This is a genomic window from Pantoea sp. JK (assembly GCF_026130245.1).
Classification (GTDB): domain Bacteria; phylum Pseudomonadota; class Gammaproteobacteria; order Enterobacterales; family Enterobacteriaceae; genus Pantoea; species Pantoea trifolii.
This window is the reverse complement of the sequence record NZ_JAINFN010000013.1, coordinates 43,148-65,902: the sequence shown is the minus strand read 5'-3', so window position 1 is coordinate 65,902 and position 22,755 is coordinate 43,148. Positions and strand designations below refer to the sequence as shown.

Here is a 22,755-nt window from a genome sequence, read left to right as displayed (position 1 = left end):
CATGTTATCAGAAATTAACCGCCTGCTCATACCCCTTCGTCAGCGGGTCTGCAGCACTTGCTGATACAGCGAGGTCAGCGCTTGCGCCAGCCGCTGCGGGCCATAAGGTTCAATTCTGCGACGTGCGGCTTCGCCCATGGCAGAATTGTGTGAAAGCGCCGGTGTTGCTTTTACGGCTTCGTTTAACGCGTTGATATCTAATGCATCGCAAACAAAACCTTCCTGGCCCGCAGTGATAAACTCCGCGCCGCCGCAGCCGGTGCTGGTGATCACTGCCAGACCGCAGGCCATCGCTTCCAGCACCACATTCGGGAAGGGATCATAAAGCGTGGGCAGCAGCAGCGCATCGGCTGCATGGTAGAACGGTTGCACGTCCTGCTGTACGCCAACAAAGCGTAAGCGGTCGAGGCAATTGAGCTGGTTTGCCAGCTGCTGATAGCGCGACAACTGCTTATCCTGGCCGACCACCACCAGATAACGATCGCTTTTCGCCACCGCTTCAATTGCCGCCTTCAATCCTTTGCGCTCAAAGCCCGAGCCTACGTAAATCATTACCGTGGCATCTTGCGGCAGTTTGAGCTGCTGGCGTGCCGCATGGCGCAGTGCTTCGCTGGCTGGCTGGAAGCGTTGGCTATCAATGGCGTTATGAATCACATGGATCTTGCTGGCATCAAGCGTGAAGTGCCGCAAAATATCCTGCTTCACCATCTCTGAATTACAGATCACTGCTTTCAATGACGGCGCGTTGAACATGTCGGCTTCCGCCTGCAACACATAACGATGATAAGGGCTGAGGCGGGCACTTAAGCGTTGCCACGGCGACACGATGCGCGCGCGCTGCTCCAGCCAAACGCGATGCACGCCATCACCGGCACGAAAGATATCGCAACCGGCGATGCGTTCGTGGCTCTGCACAATATCGAACTTCTCGCGTTCCCAACATTCACGTGCGGCACGCGCAAAACCGCGCTCGCGCGAGATGCGACCAAATTTCGCCGGATTACAAATGTGCAGATGCCAGGCTGGATTCGGCGTGCCCTGCCAGCTGCGGGTGATGATATTGAGATCGAGCTGCTCGCTATCCAGCGCTTCCAGCGCCCGCGAAATAAAACGTTCTGCGCCGCCGTCTGGGCGGTATTTCTGCCGGACGATCGCCAGGCGTAACTTACTCATGCAAAAAACTCCGGGCGGCAGCCACCACATCCTCAACGGGAATGGCAGAAAGGTAGCGCTGTTGCGTGTTGGTATCGATGGCGTCTGGCGAGGGCAGCGGACCATAATCGCCGGCCCAAATCACGCGGTTGTGATCGCCCCACGGACGCCAGTGTTGCAGCTTGGTGGGGCCAAACAGCGCCAAACAAGGCGTTTCCAGCGCGGCGGCCATATGCATCGGCGCAGAGTCCACACCGATAAACAGCTGCGCCGCATCGATCAGCGCCGCCAGCTGCGGCAAGGATAATTCACCGGCCAGCGACACCACGTTATGGCTATGGCACAGCGACTGTATATTGGCGATCATCGCCATTTCTTTCTGGTCCGGCGCCGCAGTCAGTACCACGGTGCGGCCTTCGGCGACCAGCGCATCGATCAGCTGTGCGACTTTTTCATCTTCCCAGCATTTGAACAGCCAGCGTGAGGTGGGTTGCACCACCACAAATGGCATTTTCACCGCGTGCTGCGCCAGCACATCCTGCACTTTCCGTTGATCGGCTACGCTGAAATGCATTGAGGCTTTTGCGCCAGCGGCACTGATGCCCAGCGGCTTCAGCGCCGCCATATTCTGTTCGACCGTATGCAGCTGATGATGATCAGCCGTGCTGACCAGCTGATTGTGCATCCAGCGCCATAAGGCATTATCACGTTTGCGGAAGGCAAACCCAATGCGCACTGGCGCGCCAGAGAATCCGGTAATTATGGCGCTGCGCCACTGATCGGCAAGGTTAATCACAAGGTCATAATGGCAAGCACGCACCGCTGAAAGCAGCGCCATTTCATGTCGGAATTTCCGCCAGCCGCCTTCCTTCTTCCAGTTGCGATCGATGATGTGTAACTGGCGAATGGCCGGATGCGCTTCCAGCATTGGACGGGTTTCTTTATACAGCAGGACGTCAATGTTGGCCTGTGGATAGCGCTGGCGAAGCGCGTTAATCGCGGGCGTGGTCAGCAGCATATCGCCGTGATGGCGCAGCTTGATCAGCAGAATATTTTTCGGTGCATAGTGGTCTGGAATCGGGCTTGCCATACTCAAATGATCTCAGAATTCAGTCAGCTGATTGTAGGGCAAACCCCAAAGGCGTGAAAGCCAGACGCGGCGCTTATTTGTTACGCCAGCGGTAAATCCGGCTCAGCCACAACAGCAGTTGATACCATTGGCGTACGCCGCGCGCATTACGCAGCATGCGCTTATGGGTTTGCGTGGCAAACAGATCGGCAATCATCGCCTGACGCGCGCTCTCTTCCGGCTCGCGTCGAATACAGTGGCAGACGCTAAGCGCCTCGTGCGTGATCTGGTAGTGAAACGCCGGATAGATGTTCACTTTGTGGCGATAGCGTGCGTTGATCTCTTCCAATAATTGCGCAATTTTCAGGTAATGACGCTGATATTCGACGTTGCGCTGGCCGGTGCGTTTGCGATTACTGATTGAGGCATCATGCATGTAATAACGGTAAAGCACCCGATCGGTGTAGCGAACGCGTTGGGCATTAAGCATGAACTCAGTCGTCCATGGAATGTCCTGATGATGCAGGCCAGGTTCAAAGTAAAGTTTGAGCCGTTCGATCAAGTCACGGCGGTAAATGCCCAGCCAAACCACATGCATATAGCGATGCGTTTTAAGTGCTTTATTGAGCCACTCAGGGCCGCCGAGCACTTCGGTGCTGGTAAGGCGATCGAGAGGAATCAGTGGCTTCACTTGCTGGCTGGCTTTGAAATACCATTCTGCGTTGCACTGCGCAGCATCGAGATTGTCGTGTTCTGCCATCTCAACCAGCGTTTGATACATTGCCGGATCCATGGTGTCGTCGGCATCTGGAAACGAAACGTACTTACCGCGCGCTATCGCTAAGCCGGCATTGCGCGCGCGCGATACGCCACCGTTGGCCTGGTGAATCACTCGCACATGTGGGTGCTGCTGCGCGTAGGCGTCGGCACGTTCGCCGGAACCGTCGGTGGAACCATCATCGACAATGATGATTTCCAGCGAGGTAAGAGTTTGCGCCAGCAACGACTGCATGCAGGCGGCAAAATCATTGCCCGCATTGAACATGGGAATAATGAGGCTGAGTAACGGGGATGATCTTTCAGGCTGCATGCTCATGCTGTTTTACTGTTCTTCCGTCGCGCTAGGCGTTGCTGCTGCCTGGCGCTGATAAAATCATGAATATCGTTTAGCTTCCGCTGATCAAGTTCAAACAGCTGTTCAGCGGGATGCATAAATTTGTACTGTGCGTCGAAAACAAAAGATGAGGGCGCAATATGATTTGGCCCAATCAACAACACATCGCCCAGCGGGCGCTGCTCTTCAACGCAACATGGGCCATAAATCAAAATGATCGGCACCTGCTGCGCATCGGCGATATAGACATTGCCGGAATCTGACGCGATATAGAAATCCATTTCACCGATAGCCGCTGGCACGTCTTCTAATGGCACCTTGCCAACCAGGCTGATGAGGTTCTCGCGCGCGCCGACAACTTTATACAGCTCCTGCAAGCGTGATTGTTCATTCGGTGCGCCAAAGGCATAAAACTGGCAAGGCAGATCGCTCAAGTGGTTAAAAAGTCGCTGCCAAATTATCGGTGGGATCGTTTTTGCCTGATTACCTGCGGTAATACTGATGCCAATGCGAATGCCATCATGCTGGAATATTTCATCCGGCAGCGAGTTGGGTTGCCAAAGTGGTTGTGTGGCATGCTTAGGATAACTCTCTTTAGTGAACGAGCGATCGGCGAGTTTCAGGTAATTTTCCAGCGTCAGGGTATTTTTTTCATGTTCGACCACGCCGCTTGCAGTGAGGTAAAACAAACCCTGATAACTTTTGCGGCGATAACTTGAAAGAAACTGTTTGTTGCTGGCATTACAGCAAGCGGCAATAAACAGATTGAGATTGGTGGGATGCAATAGATAGATGTTGTCGTAGCGGTTGAGTATCTGCCACACCAACTTCATTTTTTTGACTAAGCCTGAACGATGCTCTTCGATATACCAGATGTTTTCCAGCGTGATATCGCGCGTGGCAAGAGCGGCAACGCTATTGCTCAATAGCGCATCGCTTTTTCCCAGATGGGTTAATAGCGGGGTGATATTAACGAAATCACCGATCTTGGCTGTTTGAATAACCAGATTTTTACCGGTTCGGCTGTGGAAGATTTTCATCACCCATTTGACCGGTAAAAAAAGTAAAAAGAGAATTACATACGTCAACGATCTATCCCCATGATACGGCCACACCGACATGGGGACCTATTAACCTGAAACGTGCTGAGTGCCTGAAAATAGAGGTACTTCCATTTCTGCCAGTTGCAAATACTGCTGACAAATAATCTTGAGACTATAAATGCTTAAGTCCAGATCTTGCAACTCAGGCGGATCGGCATAAATCTCGCGCATTCTCTGCGCGAGTGAATCAGCATTCAAATCCGCTAGACCGCGCGCCAGGTCGCCGGTCATGATGGCCGACGGCGCGCCGGGGCAGCGAGTACTTACCACGGATGTGCCGCAGCTCAAGGCTTCAACCAGTACATTGCCGAATCCTTCGCTGTCTGAACTCACCACTAACAGCCGAGCGTGGCGAATCCACGGGTAAGGATTTTTATGAAAACCTTCAAAGCGCACACGTTCTGCGATGCCTAAATCAGTGGCTTGCTGGCGTAATCTTTCCGTGATTTTTTCGCTCCCCTGACCCAATAAAACCAGCGGAGCAGTAATGCCACTCTGAGCATAGGCGGCCAGCAAACGATCGTGACGCTTAGTTTCATGGAAGCGTCCGACGTGCAGCACGAAATTGCGTCCTGCAAGTGGGCAAGGTTCTGCGGCCAGTCGGGAAATAAGTTCGAAATCAAATGGGTTAAAGATGACCTGCGCTTTGCTGGGTTTCACGCCGATATTATGAATCACATCATCAATGACGTATTGCGAGACGCCGATAAGCTGTTTACCGTGGTAAGTATCACGAATTTTCAGCCGCTTAAGCCATAAAGAGAAACCTGATTTTCGAGCAAGATAGGAGGCTGAAAAAACGCCGTGCAGGCAATACCAGGTTTTACTCGCATCCAGCGCACGTGCATAGCGAACAATGCGATCGGTTTTGTGCAGATTAGATAAAACCAAATCGAATTTTCCGTGCAGCGCTTCGCTTTGAAGCACGGCTTCATCTAACAAATGCGCACGACGATGGGTTTCAGTCAGTTTGCGCCACGGACGTGAACTTTTATCAATCACGGTCTGATAATCCACGCCCGCAGGAATGGGGTATTCGCAGACTTTGCGCAAGGAGAAAAGCGACACACGATGTCCCTGACTGATAAAACCCTCAGCCAGTGTCAGCACGACTTTTTCGGCACCGCCGCCCGGCAGGCCATCAATCACCATCAGAATGCGCTTCGACAAATTCTTTTGCTCCTAATCGCCAGCCTGTTTTGTATGACAATGCAGCTATCATCCCCTGATAAAACAGGACTGAATATAAGATAAATCAATTTATTAGGTATGTTTGGCTTCAGATATTGCTTATTGCTCTTAAGATGAACATTCTGCGTATGCGCGTCGATGTGCAGTCTAATTTACTCTAGTTTAACCACACTTATACTGCTAACAACATCTGTGGGAACACGCCAGATGAAATGTTTGCCCTCACTCAAGGGCTTGCGTACCATAGCGATGAGAAAGTGCTCATTTTACCGGATAAGTTATGGATAAGCCTGCGTTTTTAATTACTCTCGATACTGAAGGGGATAATCTTTGGCGCAATCGCAGCGGCAAGGTTACCACGCGAAATGTTCAGTTCCTGCCGCGCTTTCAGGCTTTATGTGAGAAATACGGGTTTAAACCTACCTGGCTAACCAATTACGAAATGGCGAGCGATGCGGCTTATGTTGAATTTGGTCGCGATCTACTGGCGCGCGGGCAAGGTGAAATCGGCATGCATCTTCATGCATGGTATAGCCCGCCGGAATACGCGTTGACCGATGATGACTGGCGCTATCAGCCTTATTTGATTGAATTTCCTGAAAATATTTTGCGCGACAAGGTCGCATACATGACCGATTTGCTGGAAAGCGCTTTTCAGCAGAAGATGACTAGCCATCGAGCCGGACGCTGGGCTTTTGATGAAGTTTACGCCCGAGCATTGATTGACAATGGTTATCTGGTTGATTGCTCCGTCACACCGCGCGTGGATTGGCGTAATTCATCTGGTGCGCCGCAAGGCAAAGGCGGCACCGATTACAGCCGTTTCCCCGATCATGCTTATTACCTTGATGTTCATGACATTTCCCGCGCAGGTAACAGTCCGTTGTTAGAGTTGCCGATGAGCATTCAATACCGCTATGGCACATTCACTAATCAGCTGAAAAAAGTGTGGAATGACGTACGCGGCAAGAAACGTGGTCCCTCTGTCAACTGGCTGCGTCCGGTTGGGGGCAATGTGGCGCAGATGAAGCAGGTGGTTGAGCAAACACTTAGCCAGGGAAATGATTACGTCGAATTCATGCTGCATTCGTCAGAATTCATGCCTGATGGCAGCCCCACATTTAAAAATGAAGCTGACATTGAGCGCCTTTATGATGATTTAGAGCAGCTTTTCAGTTGGCTACAATCACGTACTCAGGGTATGACGCTGACGGAATATGCGCTGCAGAAGAGAAACAGCGCTATCTAGCGGAGCGGTATAAATTTATACCGCAATTTCTTTCATCATCGTTGCAACATCTGTGGCTTGAATATCCGCCATGCTGTGTCCTTGCGCAGGGCGCAGCACGTACTGATTCTTACCATAACCACCAATCAACCCCGGATCGGTTGGACCGTAAAGTGTGATATTCGGACGATTCAGCGCCGCCGTAAGGTGACTCAAACCGGTATCCACCGACACCACCGCACGCGCGCCGGCTAACTGCTGCGCTACCTGCTCCAGCGTTAATTTTGGCAGTACTTCAACATGAGCGAACCCTTCGGCCAGACGCTGTGCGCGTTGGTGTTCATGCTCAGCGCCCCACGGCAACTTCACACGCAAACCTGTTGGCTGCACTAACTCAATCAGCGCACGCCAGTGTGATTCCGGCCAGTGTTTGTTATCACGCGTGGTGGCGTGCAGAAATACCAGATAAGGCTGAGCGTTGTCTGGCAGCGTAGAACGGAAATGCCCAGCAATCGCATAATCGCCCTGCGTCGTGGGTTTTTCATAGCCGAGGCTTTTGGCAAACAGCTCGCGCGTACGTTCCACCGCATGCTGCTGCTTGTTGATTTCATGGCGTTTGTCATACCACCAGCTGGCGAAAGGTTCGCGTGCGCTGCGGCTGTCTTGTCCGTGCTTCTCGCCTTTTGCCAGGCGTGTAACCAGCGCGGCGCTTTTAATCAGGCCTTGTGCATCAAGCACCACATCATACTGACGCGATTGCAGCTCACGCTTAAATTGCACACGCTCTTCACGCTGCTGGCTGCCGAACCAGTGCTTGCGCCAGCGGCGAATCGCCACCGGCAGCACTTTATCGACCGCCGGATGCCAGGCTGGGATTTGAGCGAAGTTCTCTTCAACCACCCAATCAAACCTGATGCCAGGAATCGCCTGCATCGCATCTGTCAGCGCCGGTAAGGTGTGCAGCACGTCTCCCATTGAGGAAGTTTTAACAATTAAAACGTGCATCTTTACTCCTGCACCGGATGCAACAGCGCGCTAAGTTCCTGATGAACGCGCGCTGGCTGAATATCGATCAGGCTCTGGTGGTAACCTTGTTCGGCGTCACCTTTGCGGACTTTGTGATAGCCGGTGATCAATCGAATAATGCGCGCATGTTGGGACAACGGCGGCGTGAAGTCCGGGCTGCTTGGGCCATACAGCGCCACCAGCGGACGATTCAATGCAGCAGCGATATGCATCAGGCCGGAATCGTTACTGACTACCGCCGCGCAGTTCGCCAGCAGAATCACCGCTTGCTCGAGCTGCGTATCACCTGCCAGATTTTTGCAGTGCGCACGCGCCACTTCAGACAGCGTCTGCACAATGGTGTCGCCGGTTTCGCGATCTTTCGCCGAACCGAACAGCACCACCTGATAACCTTCGCCAATCAGTTGCTCTGCCAGCGCTGCATAATGGTAGTGCGGCCAGCGCTTCGCCGGGCCAAACTCTGCGCCCGGGCAAAAGCCAATCACCGGACGATCGGCCGACAGCGCAAACTGTGCCGCCGTCATCTGCTTTTCATCGTCATCAACACGCAATTGCGGCCACAGCAATGGCTGTGTCAGCTGCTGCGCGGAAGCAACCGGTTTGTCATAGCCGAGCGCCACATAGCGCTCAACCATCAACGGAAAGGCCGCTTTGTCCAGCACGCGCACATCATTCAACACGCCATAGCGCATCTCGCCGCGCCAGCCAGTGCGACGTTTGATCCCGGCGAAAAACGGCACCAGCGCAGATTTGAAGGAGTTTGGCAGTACATAGGCGCGGTCATAGCCGCTGGCCTGCAGGGTTTTCCCCAAACGACGACGTTCGCCCAGCGCTAATGCGCCATGGCCGAGCGGCATCGCCAGCGCCTGATTCACTTCCGGCATACGCGACAGCAATGGGCGGCACCAGGCCGGTGCCATCACGTCGATTACCGCTTCAGGATGCTCAGCCTTGAGCGTGCGATAGAGACTTTGCGACATCATCATATCGCCGACCCATGATGGGCCAATAACCAGAATTTTCATCGCTGTTGCCGATTTCCTTATGCGTTACGGTTCAGCCAGGCCATATATTCGCCCACGCCTTGCGCGACGGTTTTAAACGGCTTGTCGTAACCGGCCGCACGCAGATTGGTGAGGTCGGCTTGGGTAAACGCCTGATAACGGCCTTTCAGCTTGTCCGGGAACGGAATGTATTCAATCTGGCCTTTCTGATGGAAGTTAAGCACCGCATCAGCCACTTCCTGGAAAGATTCAGCGCGACCGGTACCGCAGTTGTAGATACCGGAAACGCCGTTTTCCCAGCACCACAGATTTACCGCCACCACGTCATCAACGTGGATGAAGTCGCGGCGGAAATCGTCGCTGCCTTCGAACAGTTTTGGATTTTCACCGTTGCTGATTTGCGTGTTGAGGTGGAACGCGACGCTCGCCATGCCGCCTTTGTGGCCTTCACGCGGACCGTACACATTGAAGTAACGGAAGCCGCACACCGGCGATTCGGCTTCAGGCAGAATCTGGCGCACATAGTGATCGAACAGCATTTTCGAGTAACCGTATACGTTCAGCGGCTGCTCGTACTGGCGCTCTTCGATGAAGTTCTCATTGCGGCCGCCGTAAGTGGCCGCAGAAGAGGCGTACAGGAACGGAATTTCACGCTCGAGGCAGAAGTGCAGCAGATCTTTCGAGTACTGATAGTTGTTATCCATCATGTACTTGCCATCCCACTCGGTGGTCGCGGAACACGCACCTTCGTGGAAAACGGCTTCGATGGGGCCGAGATCTTCGCCAGACATGATGTAGCTGAGGAATTCCTCTTTATCCATGTAATCAGCGATGTCGAGATCCGCCAGATTCACGAACTTGGTGCCATCCTTCAGATTATCCACCACCAAAATGTCGGTCAGACCGCGATTGTTCAGCGCTTTAACAATGTTGCTGCCAATCATGCCAGCGCCACCGGTTACGATAATCATATGCTTTGCCTTTAAAGAGTTGGGGGGAAACAGGAGGTTTCACCCACGAATGCCTATCATCATAACATTTCAGCCAGACGCAGGCAGCCAGATGACTCCGTAAGCGCTGCACAAATCCTGTCCGCAGCGTGAACTATGCTGCAAAACCGAGATATTGATGGCTGAAATATCGTCTATTCGCTTTTCGATCAGTAATATGTGCCAAAATTTTGCTATCTGAGGAGCAGAATCATGTCCAGTCAGTTTTATTCGCAAATTCGTCAACAACTTGAGACAACACGTCAGGACGGATTGTTCAAACGAGAACGCACCATCACATCGGCACAGCAGGCAGAAATCAACGTTGCCAACAGCCCGCCCGTTATCAACTTTTGCGCCAACAACTATTTGGGTTTAGCCAATCATCCGGCATTGATCCAGGCGGCGAAAGACGGCATGGATTCGCACGGTTTTGGCATGGCCTCGGTGCGCTTTATCTGCGGCACGCAGGACATTCACCAGCAGCTGGAACACAAGCTGGCTGAGTTCCTCGGTATGGAAGACGCGATTCTGTTCTCGTCCTGCTTTGATGCCAACGGTGGCCTGTTTGAAACGCTGCTCAGCGCTGAAGACGCGATTATTTCCGACGCCCTCAATCACGCCTCGATCATTGATGGCGTGCGTCTGTGCAAAGCGCAGCGCTATCGTTACGCCAACAATGACATGAGCGAGCTGCGTGCGCGTTTACAGGAAGCACGCGATAAAGGCGCGCGTCACATCCTGATTGCCACCGACGGCGTGTTCTCGATGGATGGCGTGATCGCCAATCTGCAGGGCATTTGCGATCTAGCCGATGAGTTCGATGCGCTGGTGATGGTCGATGATTCTCATGCGGTGGGCTTTGTCGGTTCTGCCGGACGCGGCACGCACGAATATTGTGACGTGATGGATCGCGTCGACATTCTGACCGGCACGCTGGGCAAAGCGCTGGGTGGTGCATCGGGCGGCTACGTGGCAGCGAAGAAAGAAGTGGTTGAATGGCTGCGTCAGCGCTCGCGTCCGTATCTGTTCTCCAACTCGCTGGCGCCGGCAATTGTTGCCGCCTCGCTGCGCGTGCTGGAGCTGCTAAGCGAAGGCGACGGTTTACGTCAGCGCTTGTGGGAAAACGCCCGCTTCTTCCGCGAGAAAATGACTGCTGCAGGTTTCACGCTGGCCGGCGCCGATCACGCCATCATCCCGGTAATGCTGGGCGATGCCAAAGTGGCGCAGCAGTTTGCCAACCTGTTGCAGCAGGAAGGCATCTACGTCACCGGCTTCTTCTATCCGGTGGTACCGCAAGGCCAGGCGCGTATCCGTACGCAGATCTCTGCCGGACATACGCAGGCGCAGCTGGAGCACGCCGTGGCTGCCTTTACCCGCATTGGTCAACAGCTGGGCGTTATTTCAGGAGCAAGTAAATGAAAGCACTCGCCAAATTAAAAGCCGAAGAAGGCATTTGGATGGTTAAGGACGCGCCGATTCCCGAACCCGGCCATAACGACCTGCTGATTAAGATTCGTAAAACTGCTATCTGCGGCACCGACGTACACATCTATAACTGGGACGACTGGTCGCGCAAAACCATTCCAGTCCCGATGATCACCGGCCATGAATATGTGGGCGAAGTGGTAGGAATGGGTCAGGAAGTTAAGGGCTTTGCCGTGGGCGATCGCGTTTCCGGTGAAGGTCATATCACCTGCGGCCATTGCCGCAACTGCCGCGCCGGACGCACGCATCTGTGCCGCAATACGGTAGGCGTTGGCGTCAATCGTCAGGGCTGTTTCGCTGAATATCTGGTGATTCCGGCATTTAACGCCTTCAAAATTCCTGACAACATTTCCGATGAACTGGCGGCGATTTTCGATCCCTTCGGCAATGCGGTGCACACCGCGCTGTCGTTCGATTTGGTAGGCGAAGATGTGCTGATTTCCGGTGCTGGGCCAATTGGCATTATGGCGGCGGCGGTGTGTAAGCACGTCGGCGCGCGCCATGTGGTGATCACCGACATCAACGACTATCGCCTCGAACTGGCGCGCAAAATGGGTGTAACGCGCGCCGTGAACGTGGCGCAGGAAAATCTGCGTGACGTGATGGCTGAACTCGGCATGACCGAAGGCTTTGATGTGGGTCTGGAGATGTCCGGTGCGCCAGCGGCGTTCCGCACTTTGCTGGAAGTGATGAACCACGGCGGCCGCATCGCGCTGCTCGGCATTCCGCCGGGCGAGATGTCAATCGACTGGAATCAGGTTATCTTTAAAGGCTTGTTCATCAAAGGCATCTACGGCCGCGAGATGTTCGAAACCTGGTACAAGATGGCGGCGCTGATTCAGTCTGGCCTCGATCTCACGCCGATCATCACCCATCGCTATCACATTGATGAGTTCCAGCAGGGCTTTGATGAAATGCGTTCGGGACGATCCGGCAAAGTGGTGTTGAGCTGGGATTAAACCTTTCTCCGGCCTGATGGCCGGAGAATTTCAGGACTGCTGTTTTTCCGCATCCGTCAGATAACGTACTTTGCGCGTATAATCCTGGCCTCTAAAAGTGAGAGGCTGAGTGGGATCATGTAAATACTTTTGCCATTCACTCAATGGAAAACCACCGTGCGCGCCAATGACTTCTGCGGGGATTGTCGCCGGGGTGCCACCAATCTTTTTTGACACAGGCCAATTCGCCCATTCACCTAAATTAACTGTGCGTAGATCCAGCATATCCAATAAGGCGGCAAGAGGAAGCTGATCTGTCGGCGGTTGACTATCGTTCATTAATTCCCAGGTGTCCTGAAATAGCGTTAACCATAGTGGACAAATGCGTTTCCAGGTTTGTCGGGTTGCCGCCAAATAGGCGCCATTAACGTGGTCTTCAAAATAAGGTCTTATTGACGGCCGGTAATAGGCGGGAATGGCATGTTTTTCTGCACCCTCCAGCTTGGCGATCATTTTTCCGTTACGGAAACTAGAATAAAGGTGACCTGCATGCATGCGAATATCGGGGGATTTAAGCAAATTCAGATCCGAATCAATCATTAAAATACCGTTACCTTTTGCTTGTAAAGGCGCCTGAATTTTAATTAAACGGCTGCGGTAGATTTGCTTGTAACGATAGCTCTCTTCACGATGAGGAACATCTAACGTTACCACACGACTATTGTGTGGAAGTTTGCCAAAAACCTGCACAGGCTGATCGCTAACGATAACAATCTCTTTCATTTCGGGCGCAAACCGACTGGCAAACTCGGCGCTTAATAACGCTTCTTCAACATAGTCAGCACCGGTACAAGGTATGACAACAGAGGTAACCGGAACATCGCCCTGCGTACTGCTTTGCGAATAGGGGATATTATGACGCCCACGAATATGCCGACGATTTTTGTTTAAAAAATCAAACATCCGTTTTCCTTTCAATACTTTTATCCAATATCATTTCAACCCCCGCGACATAGTGTTCAATCGCGTAGCATTCACGCACGCGTAATTCCGCAGTACTAATCAGTCGCTGGCGCAAGCTTGCATCTTGGCATAAGGCGGTAAGATGAGCACTTAATTGCTTAACATCGCCATATTCAAAAATTAATCCAGTCTCATTGTGGTTAATTAACTCTGAGGTGCCCACGACATTCGAACCAATAACGGCCGTTTTCACCAGCATGGCTTCCAGCACTACGCGCGGTAAGCCTTCACTGCGCGAGGCGAGAATAAAGGCATCAAACGCTGCGAGGTAATCCAGCGGGTTGTTTTGAAAACCGGTAAAAACAACATTCGTTTCAATGTTTTCTTTAAGTGCCAGCTGAACCAGATTTTCATGTTCCGGCCCGGAACCCACCACCACCATTTTCCATTTAGCTTCAGGATGCATGCGTTTAAATTGGCCTAGCGCCTGGAAAATATGATGATTCGCTTTACGTGTAATAAGGGATCCGATCGAGCCAAAAATAAAAGTATCAGGCGAATAAGCAAAGCGCTCGCGCACTTTCTCGTGATCCGGTAATGCCTGATGGATATCGATGGCGTTTGAAACAGTAAAGCAACGCTGCGCATCAACCCCGCTCTGGCGCAGCGTCTGGTTTACGCCATGCGAAACCGCGATAACGGCATCAACACGTTCATTAACCATCTCGACCAGCGCAGAGTTCATTTGCGGCTCAATGCGGCAGTGTTGAATTAGCGCAACCGGCATACCCTGAACAGCGCGATAGCCTTCAACATTGGTGCTGGGCTGATTATTCATATACAGCGCGTCATATTGCCCTGCATGCAAAATTGATGAAATCTGTTTTGCGTTTGGCAACACACGCCATTTTTCATCAACCCGACCAATCATCTGCTTCTTAAGCGAACGGTTAAAAATGAATAGCGTGCGTAACAGCTCTTTAGCGATTTTCGCCCATTTCGGCTGACGACGCTGGGCGATAAAAACCACCGGAATGCCAATCGAATTGAGAATTGACTCAATGGTTTCACTGTTGCCGCGAGAATAGTTGTTATAGAAGCAGCAGGTAATATCAAATTTCTGTCGATCAATGCGCTTGAGCAACTCGAGCATACTGTTGGTACCGCCGCCCCATTCGCGGCCGGTATCCAATAGCAGAATTTTTCTTCTCATTGAATTTCCTTTTCCCGATCTCAGAAGAGCTGCTTTATTGACTGAACCAATGGGCTTTGCACAATGCTTTCACTGATCAACTCAACGGCGTGGCTCTGCGGCACTGGCGCTAACGGTTTGTTCGGTTTACATACGCCTGGCGCGCGGAAGCGTTGAGGCTGCGTTTTGGATGGCGGCGGAGTCGTGCCCTGATGCAGCGGCTCATTCAGTAACTGGCTTGGCCGCACTAACGTGATATCGGCGGGTAATGTCGGCAGCATCTGCTGCAGGACGCGCACCGTCGTGGGATGCGGATGGCCAATGGCGATGGCATAACCATCGCGCTGCGCCAGTTTCACCGCGCGGGTAAACTGTATGCGAATTGAAGCTTCATCCTGGCTATCATCAAGGAACACGCGACGTTTCAGTACTTTAACGTTGGTGCCTTGCGCGGCCGGGATCGACTGACTGTTGCCAATCGTCATGCTATCGAGAAAGTAGTAGTTGTAGTGATTGAGCACCTGCATCACTTTCTGCATGCCGGGCAGGCTGGATGTCATTTTGCTGCCCATATGGTTATTCAGGCCGACGGCGTAAGGCACTTTGCCACTGGCTTCACGAATAATCCGCTCGATTTCCGTGCTGCTCATCTCTGGCGTTAGCGTGTCTTTCTCCAGCGGCTGTTTGCTGAGCGGTGCCATCGGCAGGTGAATCAGCACTTCGCGACCGCCCTGATGCGCTTTCGTCGCCATCTCACGTGCATGTGGCGCATTCGGCAGGACCGCAATGGAAATCGCAGTAGGCATCTGCAGCACTTTATTCTCTTCTTTTGGCCGATAACCGAAGTCGTCGATCACGATGGAGAGTTTTCCCGCATGGGCGGAAAGTGATAGAAACAGGCCGCACAGGGCGGCCGAGAGCTTAGAGGGTTGAAACAAAACTTATCTTCCTAACCACGGTAGTGGATTGACGGCCTGTCCCTGGCGTCGGATTTCAAAGTAGAGCGAAGGCGTGCCGCGGCCGCCGCTGGTGCCCACAAGGGCGATAGGCTGTCCTGCCTTCACCTGAGCACCCACGCTCACCAGTGCGCTTTGGTTGTAGCCATAAAGGCTCATATCACCTTTACCGTGTTCCAGAACCACAACCAGACCATAGCCTTGTAGCCAGTCGGCCATCAGTACGCGTCCATCTGCGATGGCTTTCACTTCAGTGCCTTCTGGCGCATCAACCACCAGACCTTTCCAGCGCAATTCGCCCTGCATCGATTCACCGAAGCGATGTTCAATGCGTCCACGTACCGGCCAAACCGCTTGCCCGCCGGGCTTGCCTAATCCGCCGGTACGCGCCATCAGCTCACGCTCACTCTGCGTTGGCTGATAGCTTGATCCTTTGGCTTTCGCCTGTGCCTGACGTTGACGCACTTTTTCCGCCTCGCGCGCTTCCCGTTCGGCACGTTCACGCGCTTCACGCTCAGCCTTGGCGATTTTGCTCTGCAATCGGCTTTCGTTCTCACGCATCTCAACCAGGTCAGCCTGATCTTTCTCCAGCGAGCTTTCCAGTGCGGTGAGCGTTTTCTTACGCGCCGCGCTAGCTGCTTCCAGCTTGTTTTGCTGCGTCTGCTGCTGAGCTAACAACGATTTTTGCTGATCCTGTTTACCCTGCAATGATTGGCGCTGTTCCGCTAATTGCTGTTGGGTTTGCTTGAGATCGTCGATGTTTTTCTGGCGTGCGGCGTTGAGATAGCCGAAATAGGCAAGAATACGCTCACTGCGCTGGGCTTCTTCGCCACCAAGCAGCAACTGTAGACCATTATGCTGTCCCTGACGAAAGGCGGCATCAAGCTGTTGTGCCAGCAGTTTTTCCTGCTGCGCTTGCTGCTTTTCCAGCCGCGAAATAGAGGAGGTGACCTGCGCGATTTCACCTTCGAGCGTGCTGAGGCTGTTACGCGTTTCGCGCAGCTGACGGCTGGCCTGCGCAATCACTTTTTCCTGACTCTGCAGTTGATCCAACAGCTTACTGCGCTGCACTTTCTGTGCTTTAACGCTTTTCTCTTTCTCGGCGATATCCTGCTGAATGGACTTCAACTGCGTTTTACTGTCATCCGCACTGCGAGCGGCAGCAGGAAGTAATAATGTGCCTGCCAGAAGCAGACTCAGGGAGATTTCGGACCAGCGGAATGACAACGGAAGCGCAGTGCCGTTGTGACGGGTCCTTGTGTGTGTAACGGTCGCTTTTCCCTTCATAGTCGATAATTATTCCACGATGAACAGCCGCTTACCAGTTAGCCCGGCCGGGTTTTACTTTGCTAAAAATGTCTGTACCGAGCTTACCGGCATAAACTTTGTCTTAATTTTGGGATTAGAACACTTTTTTTGGAAAATGACGCACAAATCGTAACTCTGTCCCCTTAGCGACTGTACATGCGAAGTGGCGCAGGTATACTCAGAACCCTTGTTTTAGCTTATCAGCCCGGTTTGGAGTCGTTACCCCTCATGCAAGAAATTATGCAGTTTGCAAGCAATCACCCCATCCTCAGTCTGGCATGGGTTGCTTTACTCGTTCTCGTGATTGTGACCACCGTTAAAGGTATGTTCTCTAAAGTAAAAACCATCAGCCGTGGTGAAGCAACCCACCTGATTAACAAAGAGGACGCGGTGGTGGTAGACGTTCGTTCACGTGACGATTACCGCAAAGGACACATTTCTGGGGCTATCAACGTAGCGGCAGCAGACATCAAAAAAGAGAGCTTTGGCGAGCTGGAAAAGCACAAGTCACAGCACATAATTGTAGTTTGCGCGACCGGTCAAAGTGCGGGCGAATCTGCGGCGAAATTGAGCGCAGCGGGCTTCGAGAAAGTCTCCGTACTGAAAGATGGCGTGAGCGGCTGGAGTGGTGAAAACCTGCCACTGGTGCGCGGTAAATAACTTCTTCGAGGTAACCGTATGGCAAATGTAGAGATCTACACCAAAGTCACTTGTCCTTATTGCCACCGTGCAAAGGCGTTGTTGGATCAGAAAGGCGTGTCGTACCAGGAGATTCCCATTGACGGGAACGCGGCGAAACGTGAAGAGATGATTCAACGCAGCGGTCGCACGACGGTGCCACAAATTTTTATTGATGCGCAGCACATTGGCGGCTGTGACGATCTTTACGCGCTGGATGGGCGTCAGGGACTTGATCCTTTACTCCAGGCATAACTTTTCGGTCAGACAATTTTAACTCACAGGATTTAGACACATGTCAGAGCAAAGCAACAGCGAAATGCAGTTCCAGATTCAACGTGTTTACACCAAAGATGTTTCTTACGAAGCGCCAAACGCACCGCAGGTTTTCCAGAAAGAGTGGGAACCGGAAGTGAAGCTGGACCTGGACACCGCCTCTTCTCAGCTGGCTGATGGCGTTTTTGAAGTCGTTCTGCGTGTTACCGTAACCGCAACCGTTGGCGAAGAGACCGCATTCCTGTGCGAAGTTCAGCAGGCGGGTATTTTCACCATTAGCGGTATCGAAGGCACGCAGATGGCACATTGCCTCGGTGCTTACTGCCCGAACATTCTTTTCCCGTATGCACGCGAATGCGTAACCAGCCTTGTGTCTCGTGGTACTTTCCCGCAGCTCAACCTGGCGCCAGTTAACTTTGATGCGCTGTTTATGAACTATCTGCAGCAGCAAGGTGAAGGCGAAGCGCCACATCAGGATGCCTGATGACTACACTCAATGCTTCAATTAGCGTCATCGGTGCCGGCTCGTACGGCACCGCATTGGCCATCACGCTGGCCCGTAATGGCCATCCGGTTCTGCTCTGGGGCCACAATCCTCAAAGCGTGGCGCAGCTGCAAGCTGACCGCTGCAATACCGCTTTCCTGCCCGATGTTCCTTTCCCTGATAATCTCGTTCCTGAAGCCGATCTGGCTACCGTGGTTAACGCCAGTCGCGATCTGCTGGTCGTGGTGCCGAGCCATGTATTTGGCGACGTGCTGACGCAGCTTAAGCCGCATTTGCGTGCCGATTCACGGATTGTCTGGGCGACCAAAGGACTGGAAAAGGAGACCGGCCGTTTGCTGCAGGATGTGGCGCGTGAAATCCTCGGCGATGCCATTCCGCTAGCGGTGATTTCCGGACCAACCTTTGCCAAAGAGCTGGCTGCTGGCATGCCTACGGCCATCGCACTGGCATCGACTGATGCGGAGTTCGCTAACGACCTGCAGCAGAAGCTGCACTGTGGTAAAAGTTTCCGCGTCTATAACAATCAGGATTTCATCGGCGTGCAGTTAGGCGGCGCGGTGAAGAACGTGATAGCGATTGGTGCGGGGATTTCTGACGGCATCGGCTTTGGTGCCAACGCGCGTACTGCCTTAATCACCCGTGGTCTGACGGAAATGAGCCGTCTCGGCGCAGCGCTGGGTGCCGATGCCACCACCTTTATGGGCATGGCCGGTTTAGGCGATTTGGTGCTGACCTGTACCGATAATCAGTCGCGCAACCGTCGTTTCGGCATGATGCTGGGGCAAGGTGAGAGCGTAGACGATGCGCAACGCATTATCGGACAAGTTGTAGAAGGCTACAGAAACACTAAAGAAGTCAAAGCATTGGCCGCGCGTGTCGGCGTAGAAATGCCGATTACTGAGCAGATTTATCAGGTGCTCTATTGCGGAAAATCAGCGCGAGAGGCAGCATTGACCTTACTTGGCCGTGCAAGGAAGGACGAAAACAGCCAAAGCTGAAGCAGGATGCGCCAGCGTCACCACCTGTAGCGCCCCATCAGGCGCTTTTTTTATCGGGAGCAAACAGCAATGTCGTCTGAAGAGTTAGAACTGGTCTGGAACCATATCAAAGCCGAAGCCAGAGCACTGGCCGACTGTGAACCGATGCTGGCCAGCTTTTACCATGCGACATTGCTTAAACACGAAAACCTCGGCAGTGCGCTCAGCTATATGCTCGCCAACAAGCTGGCGAACCCGATCATGCCCGCTATCGCTATTCGCGAAATCGTGGAAGAAGCCTATCGTGAAGACCCAGAGATGATTGTCTCCGCGGCCTACGATATTCAGGCTGTGCGTCAGCGCGATCCCGCTGTTGATAAATACTCCACGCCGCTGCTCTATCTCAAAGGTTTCCACGCCTTACAGGCCTATCGCATTGGCAACTGGTTATGGAGAGAAGGTCGCCGCGCACTGGCGGTTTATCTGCAGAACGAAATTTCCGTCTCGTTTGCCGTGGATATTCACCCGGCGGCGCGCATTGGTCGCGGCATCATGCTTGACCACGCCACCGGCATTGTTATCGGCGAAACAGCCATCATCGAAAATGACGTTTCAATCCTGCAATCGGTGACGCTCGGCGGTACCGGTAAAACCAGCGGCGATCGCCATCCGAAAATCCGTGAAGGTGTAATGATTGGCGCGGGTGCCAAGATTCTGGGCAACATTGAAGTAGGACGCGGTGCGAAAATCGGTGCCGGTTCCGTTGTCCTGCAGCCCGTACCGCCGCATACCACGGCGGCCGGCGTGCCTGCGCGCATTGTCGGTAAACCGACCAGCGATAAACCGTCGATGGATATGGATCAGCACTTCAACGGCGCGGGCTTTGAGTACGGCGACGGCATTTAGCCTTTGATCAGTGCGCCAGCATAATCGAGCTGGCGCCACGCTTCATACACCACCACAGATACCGCATTAGACAGATTCATGCTGCGGCTTTCCGCCATCATCGGAATACGGATTTTCTGCTCAGCGGGTAGTGCGTTGAGGATTTCTGCGGGTAAACCGCGACTCTCCGGACCAAACACCAAATAATCACCCTTTTGATAGCTCACCGCGCTGTGCGCAGGCGTTCCTTTGGTGGTGAGGGCGAACATGCGCTGAGGCGCTTCCGTCGCCAGAAATGCCGCGTAATTGGCGTGTTTTTTTAAGGCGGTATATTCGTGGTAATCCAGCCCGGCGCGGCGCAGGCGCTTATCATCCCAGGCAAAGCCCAGCGGTTCAATCAGGTGTAACTGGAAACCGGTATTTGCGCACAAGCGAATGATGTTGCCGGTATTTGGCGGAATTTCAGGTTCAAATAAGACAATGTTTAGCATAAGGCCCCCAGAAACGAGGGCCGAAGCATAACAAATTATTGACGGGCGGAGTACAGCGGCAGCCACAGCGTGAGGCGTAAACCGCCGAGCGGACTGTCATCGGCTTTGACCCAACCGCGATGCTGCTGGATGGCCGTTTCGACGATCGCCAGGCCCAATCCGGTGCCGCCTGATTCACGATCGCGCGCCTCATCGGTGCGGTAGAACGGACGGAAAATCTGCTCGCGATCTTCTGGGCTGACGCCCGGACCATCATCATCGACGTGGATGGTGATGCCTTCGATATCCACCGAGAAGCTGACGCTGATATGCGAATTCGAATAGCGCAGCGCATTACGCACGATATTCTCCAGCGCACTCTCCAGCGCATGTGGATTACCGTACAGCGGCCACGGGCCAGGCGGATAGGGCACTTCCATTAGTTTGCCCATCTGCTCGGCTTCAAATTTGGCATCTTCCAGCACGCCGTTCCACAGCTGGTTGGCCTTCATTGCCTCGCTAACCAGTGCATTATTGTGTTGCGTACGCGACAGCACCAGCAAATCGTTAATCATGCCATCAAGACGCTGCGCTTCCGTTTCGATGCGCTGCAGCTCTTTGCCTTCCCCGTTACGGCGACGCAGTAACGCGGTTGCCAGCTGCAAGCGAGTCAACGGCGTACGCAGTTCATGGCTGATATCCGATAGCAAACGCTGTTGCGCCGTCATCATGCGTTCGAGTGCGCTAACCATTTGGTTGAAACTCGAACCCGCTGCCAGAAACTCTTGTGGCCCCGATTCCAGTTCCGGATGCTGACGCAAATTGCCGCTTGCCACTTCATCCGCCGCATATTTAAGTTTGCGGGCGGGACGCGCCAGGCTCCACGCCAGCCACAGCAGCAGCGGTGAACTGATCAGCATGGTGACAATCAGCAGCAGTAGCGGGCGGTCAAACAGCAGATTGACGAAATCCAGCTGTGAGCTGGTGGCAGGACGAATCAGGTAGAGCTGATAGTTGTCTTCGCCATCGCGCACCGCGAAAGGCCCAACCATTTCAACGCGACCATACTTTTTCTTTTGTGGGTGGTCGGCGTTATCCGACTGCCCAATAAAGTTGCGGATGATCTGCATTTCATTGTGCTGCGCGCCAATCACCCGGCCTTCGCTGGTCACCAATAACAAGCGCTGTCCAGGCGGCGCCCATTTGTCGATGGAGCGGAACAAGCGACGCCACCACATTAAGTCGTTTGGCGGATCCTGAGACAGCTCCGCTTCAACATGCTGTTCAATCATGGTGCCCTGACGCTGCTCGCTTTCCAGTAATGCGGTCATCTGGCGCGAATCGAGTTTGGGCACCATCAAAACCAGCATCAACACCAACGCTAGCGTGAGCCAGAAGATGGCGAAGATGCGGGTGGTTAAACTTCCAATCATGATGCCGAAACCATCAGATAGCCGCGTCCGCGCAGGGTTTTAAACCACGGATGACCATCACGACGTTCCGGCAATTTACGGCGCAGATTAGAAATGTGCATATCGATAGCGCGGTCAAACGGTGTCAGACGTTTGCCCAACACTTCCTGACTCAGGTGCTCACGCGATACCACCTGACCCAGATGCTGTGCCAGCAAATAGAGCAGAGTGAACTCGGTGCCGGTGAGATCCAAGGTTTCGCTATCAAAGCTGGCTTCCTGGCGACCTGGATTCAGGCGCAGGCAGTCGACTTCCAGCGTCGGTGAGCTGTTATCATGCTGCTGTTGCTGCTCGCTCCAGTTTGAACGACGCAAAATGGCACGGATACGCGCCACCAGTTCACGATCGTTAAACGGTTTAGGCAGATAGTCATCTGCGCCCAGTTCAAGGCCCAGAACACGGTCCAGTTCGCTGCCACGTGCAGTCAGCATAATGACCGGAGTTTGGTGCTGTTGGCGTAGTTCTTTCAATGTGTCGATACCGTTCTTCTTCGGCATCATGACATCAAGCAATAACAAGTCCACGGTGTTGTCTAGCAGGTTAAGCGCCTGCTCACCATCGCTTGCCACAATGACTTCAAAACCTTCCATCTCAAGCAGTTCTTTAAGCAGCGAAGTTAATTCGCGGTCGTCATCAACCAACAGGATTTTATTCATTTTTTATTGCCCTCCGCAGGCAAAATACCGTGTTCCTTGACTTGCAATCCAACGCTTTACGTAGTTTTACACCCCCTGACGGATGTTTGCAGCCACCGCCGTACACTGGCTCTCG

23 protein-coding genes are annotated in these 22,755 nt (G+C 53.1%); 8 read left to right on the top strand and 15 right to left on the bottom strand.

Annotated features, from left to right (window positions below; translation table 11 throughout):
* Positions 1-39: 39 nt before the first annotated feature.
* From PanJK_RS22260 to PanJK_RS22240, 5 genes are all read right to left on the bottom strand, one after another.
* The gene (locus tag PanJK_RS22260; RefSeq protein WP_265303053.1) at positions 40-1,173 is read right to left on the bottom strand and encodes a glycosyltransferase family 4 protein; all 1,134 of its coding nucleotides are present in this window, start codon (positions 1,171-1,173) and stop codon (positions 40-42) included.
* Entirely contained in the window at positions 1,166-2,242 is a 1,077-nt protein-coding gene (rfaQ, locus tag PanJK_RS22255) for a putative lipopolysaccharide heptosyltransferase III (RefSeq protein ID WP_265303051.1), read from the bottom strand. The genes PanJK_RS22260 and rfaQ overlap by 8 nt, the downstream gene beginning before the upstream one ends.
* Positions 2,243-2,315: 73 nt before the next feature.
* Entirely contained in the window at positions 2,316-3,317 is a 1,002-nt protein-coding gene (locus PanJK_RS22250; RefSeq protein ID WP_265303049.1) for a glycosyltransferase, read from the bottom strand.
* Positions 3,314-4,423 (bottom strand): glycosyltransferase family 9 protein, encoded by a 1,110-nt coding sequence (locus PanJK_RS22245; RefSeq protein ID WP_265303046.1) that lies wholly within the window; start codon positions 4,421-4,423, stop codon positions 3,314-3,316. Before PanJK_RS22245 ends, PanJK_RS22250 begins: the two co-directional genes overlap by 4 nt.
* A gap of 42 nt (positions 4,424-4,465) precedes the next feature.
* Positions 4,466-5,590, bottom strand: coding sequence for a glycosyltransferase (locus PanJK_RS22240; protein ID WP_256698462.1), 1,125 nt, complete (start codon positions 5,588-5,590; stop codon positions 4,466-4,468).
* A gap of 319 nt (positions 5,591-5,909) precedes the next feature.
* Between PanJK_RS22240 and PanJK_RS22235 the strand changes: the two genes are divergently transcribed.
* Complete coding sequence (locus PanJK_RS22235; RefSeq protein WP_256697832.1) at positions 5,910-6,878, top strand: polysaccharide deacetylase family protein; 969 nt, start codon at positions 5,910-5,912, stop codon at positions 6,876-6,878.
* Positions 6,879-6,893: 15 nt separating this feature from the next.
* Here the strand turns inward: PanJK_RS22235 and rfaC are convergent, their stop codons facing one another.
* Genes rfaC through rfaD form a run of 3 tightly spaced genes read right to left on the bottom strand, consistent with a single transcriptional unit; the run spans position 6,894 to position 9,858 of the window.
* Positions 6,894-7,862, bottom strand: a complete 969-nt coding sequence (gene rfaC / locus PanJK_RS22230) for a lipopolysaccharide heptosyltransferase RfaC (RefSeq protein WP_265303044.1) — start codon at positions 7,860-7,862, stop codon at positions 6,894-6,896.
* Positions 7,863-7,864: 2 nt separating this feature from the next.
* Positions 7,865-8,908, bottom strand: coding sequence for an ADP-heptose--LPS heptosyltransferase RfaF (gene rfaF / locus PanJK_RS22225; RefSeq protein ID WP_265303042.1), 1,044 nt, complete (start codon positions 8,906-8,908; stop codon positions 7,865-7,867).
* 17 nt (positions 8,909-8,925) lie between these two features.
* Positions 8,926-9,858, bottom strand: a complete 933-nt coding sequence (rfaD, locus tag PanJK_RS22220; RefSeq protein ID WP_265303040.1) for an ADP-glyceromanno-heptose 6-epimerase — start codon at positions 9,856-9,858, stop codon at positions 8,926-8,928.
* 231 nt (positions 9,859-10,089) lie between these two features.
* Between rfaD and PanJK_RS22215 the strand changes: the two genes are divergently transcribed.
* Together PanJK_RS22215 and tdh are read left to right on the top strand one after the other, a co-directional pair.
* The gene (locus PanJK_RS22215; RefSeq protein WP_256697829.1) at positions 10,090-11,298 is read left to right on the top strand and encodes a glycine C-acetyltransferase; all 1,209 of its coding nucleotides are present in this window, start codon (positions 10,090-10,092) and stop codon (positions 11,296-11,298) included.
* Positions 11,295-12,323 carry an L-threonine 3-dehydrogenase gene (gene tdh, locus PanJK_RS22210; protein WP_265303038.1) on the top strand — a complete coding sequence of 343 codons (1,029 nt, stop codon included), beginning with the start codon at positions 11,295-11,297 and terminating at the stop codon, positions 12,321-12,323. Before PanJK_RS22215 ends, tdh begins: the two co-directional genes overlap by 4 nt.
* Before the next feature lie 30 nt (positions 12,324-12,353).
* On the opposite strand, the gene PanJK_RS22205 is transcribed toward tdh, so the two are convergent.
* From PanJK_RS22205 to envC, 4 genes are read right to left on the bottom strand one after another with little or no spacing between them, the layout of a single operon-like run.
* Positions 12,354-13,265, bottom strand: a complete 912-nt coding sequence (locus PanJK_RS22205) for a hypothetical protein (RefSeq protein WP_256697826.1) — start codon at positions 13,263-13,265, stop codon at positions 12,354-12,356.
* A complete protein-coding gene (locus PanJK_RS22200; protein ID WP_265303035.1) occupies positions 13,258-14,478 on the bottom strand; it encodes a glycosyltransferase in 1,221 nt (406 codons plus the stop codon). The genes PanJK_RS22205 and PanJK_RS22200 overlap by 8 nt, the downstream gene beginning before the upstream one ends.
* A gap of 20 nt (positions 14,479-14,498) precedes the next feature.
* Entirely contained in the window at positions 14,499-15,395 is an 897-nt protein-coding gene (locus tag PanJK_RS22195) for a divergent polysaccharide deacetylase family protein (protein ID WP_265303033.1), read from the bottom strand.
* A gap of 3 nt (positions 15,396-15,398) precedes the next feature.
* Positions 15,399-16,700, bottom strand: coding sequence for a murein hydrolase activator EnvC (gene envC, locus PanJK_RS22190; RefSeq protein WP_222186086.1), 1,302 nt, complete (start codon positions 16,698-16,700; stop codon positions 15,399-15,401).
* A gap of 249 nt (positions 16,701-16,949) precedes the next feature.
* Here envC and PanJK_RS22185 point away from each other — a divergent pair, with 249 nt between their 5' ends.
* The 5 genes from PanJK_RS22185 to cysE all read left to right on the top strand — a co-directional run bounded on the left by PanJK_RS22185 (position 16,950) and on the right by cysE (position 20,063).
* Entirely contained in the window at positions 16,950-17,381 is a 432-nt protein-coding gene (locus PanJK_RS22185; RefSeq protein ID WP_008109709.1) for a rhodanese-like domain-containing protein, read from the top strand.
* Positions 17,382-17,399: 18 nt separating this feature from the next.
* Positions 17,400-17,654: a glutaredoxin 3 gene (gene grxC / locus PanJK_RS22180; protein ID WP_097095602.1), complete on the top strand. Its 255-nt coding sequence runs from the start codon at positions 17,400-17,402 to the stop codon at positions 17,652-17,654.
* A 40-nt stretch (positions 17,655-17,694) separates the two neighbouring features.
* A complete protein-coding gene (gene secB / locus PanJK_RS22175; RefSeq protein ID WP_007885330.1) occupies positions 17,695-18,159 on the top strand; it encodes a protein-export chaperone SecB in 465 nt (154 codons plus the stop codon).
* Positions 18,159-19,178 (top strand): NAD(P)H-dependent glycerol-3-phosphate dehydrogenase, encoded by a 1,020-nt coding sequence (gene gpsA, locus PanJK_RS22170; protein WP_265303028.1) that lies wholly within the window; start codon positions 18,159-18,161, stop codon positions 19,176-19,178. The genes secB and gpsA overlap by 1 nt, the downstream gene beginning before the upstream one ends.
* Before the next feature lie 69 nt (positions 19,179-19,247).
* Entirely contained in the window at positions 19,248-20,063 is an 816-nt protein-coding gene (cysE, locus tag PanJK_RS22165; protein ID WP_008109705.1) for a serine O-acetyltransferase, read from the top strand.
* On the opposite strand, the gene trmL is transcribed toward cysE, so the two are convergent.
* Genes trmL through cpxR form a run of 3 tightly spaced genes read right to left on the bottom strand, consistent with a single transcriptional unit; the run spans position 20,060 to position 22,640 of the window.
* Complete coding sequence (gene trmL, locus PanJK_RS22160; RefSeq protein ID WP_256697818.1) at positions 20,060-20,533, bottom strand: tRNA (uridine(34)/cytosine(34)/5-carboxymethylaminomethyluridine(34)-2'-O)-methyltransferase TrmL; 474 nt, start codon at positions 20,531-20,533, stop codon at positions 20,060-20,062. The two genes, cysE and trmL, sit on opposite strands and share 4 nt — an antisense overlap.
* A 35-nt stretch (positions 20,534-20,568) precedes the next feature.
* Entirely contained in the window at positions 20,569-21,945 is a 1,377-nt protein-coding gene (gene cpxA, locus PanJK_RS22155; RefSeq protein WP_008109701.1) for an envelope stress sensor histidine kinase CpxA, read from the bottom strand.
* Complete coding sequence (gene cpxR, locus PanJK_RS22150; RefSeq protein WP_007885339.1) at positions 21,942-22,640, bottom strand: envelope stress response regulator transcription factor CpxR; 699 nt, start codon at positions 22,638-22,640, stop codon at positions 21,942-21,944. Before cpxR ends, cpxA begins: the two co-directional genes overlap by 4 nt.
* Positions 22,641-22,755: the final 115 nt, after the last annotated feature.

Coding starts and splice junctions, on each gene's coding strand:
- PanJK_RS22260 (WP_265303053.1), bottom strand. CDS start 1,173: ATGAGTAAGTTACGCCTGGCGATCGTCCGGCAGAAATACCGCCCAGAC.
- rfaQ (WP_265303051.1), bottom strand. CDS start 2,242: ATGGCAAGCCCGATTCCAGACCACTATGCACCGAAAAATATTCTGCTG.
- PanJK_RS22250 (WP_265303049.1), bottom strand. CDS start 3,317: ATGAGCATGCAGCCTGAAAGATCATCCCCGTTACTCAGCCTCATTATT.
- PanJK_RS22240 (WP_256698462.1), bottom strand. CDS start 5,590: ATGGTGATTGATGGCCTGCCGGGCGGCGGTGCCGAAAAAGTCGTGCTG.
- PanJK_RS22235 (WP_256697832.1), top strand. CDS start 5,910: ATGGATAAGCCTGCGTTTTTAATTACTCTCGATACTGAAGGGGATAAT.
- rfaC (WP_265303044.1), bottom strand. CDS start 7,862: ATGCACGTTTTAATTGTTAAAACTTCCTCAATGGGAGACGTGCTGCAC.
- rfaF (WP_265303042.1), bottom strand. CDS start 8,908: ATGAAAATTCTGGTTATTGGCCCATCATGGGTCGGCGATATGATGATG.
- rfaD (WP_265303040.1), bottom strand. CDS start 9,858: ATGATTATCGTAACCGGTGGCGCTGGCATGATTGGCAGCAACATTGTT.
- PanJK_RS22215 (WP_256697829.1), top strand. CDS start 10,090: ATGTCCAGTCAGTTTTATTCGCAAATTCGTCAACAACTTGAGACAACA.
- tdh (WP_265303038.1), top strand. CDS start 11,295: ATGAAAGCACTCGCCAAATTAAAAGCCGAAGAAGGCATTTGGATGGTT.
- PanJK_RS22205 (WP_256697826.1), bottom strand. CDS start 13,265: ATGTTTGATTTTTTAAACAAAAATCGTCGGCATATTCGTGGGCGTCAT.
- PanJK_RS22200 (WP_265303035.1), bottom strand. CDS start 14,478: ATGAGAAGAAAAATTCTGCTATTGGATACCGGCCGCGAATGGGGCGGC.
- envC (WP_222186086.1), bottom strand. CDS start 16,700: ATGAAGGGAAAAGCGACCGTTACACACACAAGGACCCGTCACAACGGC.
- PanJK_RS22185 (WP_008109709.1), top strand. CDS start 16,950: ATGCAAGAAATTATGCAGTTTGCAAGCAATCACCCCATCCTCAGTCTG.
- grxC (WP_097095602.1), top strand. CDS start 17,400: ATGGCAAATGTAGAGATCTACACCAAAGTCACTTGTCCTTATTGCCAC.
- secB (WP_007885330.1), top strand. CDS start 17,695: ATGTCAGAGCAAAGCAACAGCGAAATGCAGTTCCAGATTCAACGTGTT.
- gpsA (WP_265303028.1), top strand. CDS start 18,159: ATGACTACACTCAATGCTTCAATTAGCGTCATCGGTGCCGGCTCGTAC.
- cysE (WP_008109705.1), top strand. CDS start 19,248: ATGTCGTCTGAAGAGTTAGAACTGGTCTGGAACCATATCAAAGCCGAA.
- trmL (WP_256697818.1), bottom strand. CDS start 20,533: ATGCTAAACATTGTCTTATTTGAACCTGAAATTCCGCCAAATACCGGC.
- cpxA (WP_008109701.1), bottom strand. CDS start 21,945: ATGATTGGAAGTTTAACCACCCGCATCTTCGCCATCTTCTGGCTCACG.
- cpxR (WP_007885339.1), bottom strand. CDS start 22,640: ATGAATAAAATCCTGTTGGTTGATGACGACCGCGAATTAACTTCGCTG.